At 59.7% G+C, this 1,390-nt stretch carries 2 protein-coding genes; both read left to right on the top strand.

Going from position 1 to position 1,390, the window contains the following annotated elements; all coding sequences use genetic code 11:
• Positions 1 to 460: DMT family transporter (locus AC1D1X_RS23335; RefSeq protein ID WP_477699348.1), on the top strand; the 460-nt coding region annotated here is incomplete at its 5' end.
• Positions 457 to 621: a hypothetical protein gene (locus tag AC1D1X_RS23330; RefSeq protein ID WP_477668065.1), complete on the top strand. Its 165-nt coding sequence runs from the start codon at positions 457 to 459 to the stop codon at positions 619 to 621. The genes AC1D1X_RS23335 and AC1D1X_RS23330, both read left to right, overlap by 4 nt.
• Positions 622 to 1,390 lie beyond the last annotated feature (769 nt).

Genomic DNA, 1,390 nt, shown 5'->3' with positions numbered 1-1,390 from the left:
GGGTGTAGCACCGGGCTGGGCCGTGCTGGCCTGCCTGTTTGCCTGCCTCTGCTACGGCATATCCGCCAGTTACACCAAACGTTATCTGTCAGGCATGCCGCCGCTGGTCACTGCGGCGGGCAGCCAGATTGGCGCCACACTGGGCCTGGCCCTGCCGGCCGCCTGGCTGTGGCCGGCGCAGATGCCGGGCGCGCATGCCTGGCTGGCGCTGCTGGCCGTAGGTGTGGTCTGCACTGGGCTGGCCTATATTTTGTTTTTCCGCCTGATCGAAAAYGCCGGCCCGCCGCGCGCGCTGTCGGTCACCTTCCTGGTGCCGGTGTTTGCCGTGATCTATGGCGTGATCTTCCTCGGTGAGCATGTGACGGCCTGGATGGTGATCTGCGCCGTGGTGATTGTGTGCGGCACGGCGCTGTCGACCGGCCTGCTCAAGCTGGGCCGCAAAGGCCCGACGCAAGGATGACTTCGGCCCGCAAGACCAAGCTCAAGCTGACCGCGCCCAAGCCTCGCAACCCTCTGGTGGCGCCGGCGTCGCAGCGCAAGGCCGGCTCGCACCGCAAATCCGAAGCGAGCCTGCGCAAGAAGGAAAAGATGGCGCTCAAAAAGCAGCTGTTTCAGCTGTAAATATGCGCGTCTCCCGGGTTGGGTGAGAATCGTGGCTCCAACCATCCGATTCAAACAACCAGATCGACTCGCATGCAGCAGTTCGACGTTCATGGCCAGTCGACCTGGCGCCGCACCACTTGATCGACTTCAACAACGTGAATCCAGCGAAACTGATGCCCAATCCCTGTTTCGAGCGAACGCCCAGCCGACAGCTTCGTTGTCCGTCAACGACACGCCCATGCTAAACGTCAGGCCGCACAATCTGCCACCCACCTCATGTCAAGTTCCCACCCTGAAGAGTCGCAGCAACCAAAGCGCGCTACCTGGCGCGGCCTCCTGATAGGCGCTTTTTTGCTCACGATCACCTGGCTCGGCGCTGTAATGCTGGAACCGGATCTTGTGGATGCCTCAGTCCAATCCGCAGATCCTTCCGTCATACGTGTCAACACGCCTATGTATTCTTCGGGCAGTTTCCGGCAACCTCGGCCGCCTGGCGCATTGCCTTATGGTCGTTGGGGCTGCCGGTTTCTTTTTTTTTCGGGGCATGGCTAGGCGCGCGGTGGCAAAGTGCGGCCTAAACCTTACCCAATCCGTACCTGACTCGAACTCCAGGCCTATACAAAATATGAACTATCAATACCTGCTCATTGCGATATCCACGGCATCACTGATGGCATGTGCAATTCCACCGACAACAACGGCTCAACAGAAGGCAGTGATAGCAGGACCCAATGATGCCAATGCGAAAAGCTTCCTCCTTACACAGGTGGTCACGCAAGTTCCACTT

Source organism: Polaromonas sp. P1_G4, assembly GCF_056405475.1.
The sequence above is the reverse complement of the archived record's forward strand: the minus strand, read 5'-3'. Positions and strand labels throughout refer to the sequence as shown.

Bases quoted from the DNA above. Each gene is read 5' to 3' on its own strand.
- AC1D1X_RS23330 (WP_477668065.1), top strand. From the start codon at position 457: ATGACTTCGGCCCGCAAGACCAAGCTCAAGCTGACCGCGCCCAAGCCT.